The 1,132-nt window shown below is 71.6% G+C and carries 1 protein-coding gene; it reads left to right on the plus strand.

Features of this window, described 5'->3' with window-relative positions; all coding sequences use genetic code 11:
• Positions 1-915: 915 nt before the first annotated feature.
• Positions 916-1,132, plus strand: a 217-nt coding sequence (locus ACZ4MF_RS49095) for a hypothetical protein (protein WP_467500973.1), incomplete at its 3' end; no start/stop codon positions are given.

Below are 1,132 nucleotides of genomic sequence, written 5' to 3' on the forward strand. Positions count from 1 at the left end.
CTCGCAATCCACACCGAACCCAGAGGCCCTCACCTCATTCAAGGACCGCTCAAAGCGTGTCGCCTGTCACCAACGTCCCGGGACAGCACACCTAGGGCCTGTCGTCACCTTCCCGCCTGCCGTGCGGCGTCTGGCACGCGCTCCCCCCAGAGGGGGGGCACCCCCAGCCGTGTTGTCGTCGGTCGCCGACTTCCCCGCGCTCGGCTTCGCTCGGGCGGGAGGGGCCCCCACGCGTCGGCTCCCTCCTCCGCCGTGCGGCTGCACGCACCGGACGCCGCGCGGCCCGCCCTTCGGGCGGACGACGGGAATGTGACGACAGACCCTGGCGGCGGTCGGCGGCTCGGCCCCTCTGTCGGCGGTCGTTGCACCCGCTCCAGACTCGTACGGCAGCCGGGCTGGTTCCCAAATCCCTTGGGAACCAGCCCAGTTCGATGCTTCCGGGCGCTGACGATGGCAGCTGACGACCGCTCGGTCACTCGGCTGGTCTTGGTGGCAGTAGGTCCTCTGCCGCCGAACCGTTGTCGCTGGGGCTGCGACGCGCACCGGCAGCCTCTGCGGCATCCACCTCAGGCTGTTGGGGCTGGAGGGCTCCGAGCCGGGAGGATGCGGATGACGCGGAAGACGCGGGGGTGTGCGACGGCGGGGGCGCGGCGGTGGTGTTGCCGAAGTGTCCGGTCGCTTTGACGGTTTCGGCGCCGAGTCGGCGCCCGGTGGCGGCGCTGGAGGAGGCCGCCGAGTCGCCGTACCGCACGCCGGCCGGCACCCCTGAACGTCTCCGGGGTGACCAGGGCCGCCGTCCGGGTCGCCGGAGAACGTTGCGTCGCCGTTGCCGTGGTGCACAGCAATTGCCTGTCGTGATCGCTGTTCGGGTTCCACTGCGGATGAATCCCAGCCGTTGCCCGGCATCGGCGGCGTATGCCGTGGCAGTGGCAGTGGCAGTGGCAGTGGCAGTGGCCGTGGGCGAGTGCGACGGCCGTGGCCGTGGGCGAGTGCGACGGGCCGACTCGACGTCACAGGCGCTCTCGGTCCGGGGTTGCCCTCGGCAGCACGCGCCACAAGCTCGGCGACGCCTCGGTCCGCCTCCAGGTCCGCGCCGTCTACGACACCGTGACCTTCCTGCTGGAGAGCGTCG

It is taken from the genome of Streptomyces sp. NPDC025793 (genome assembly GCF_055558375.1).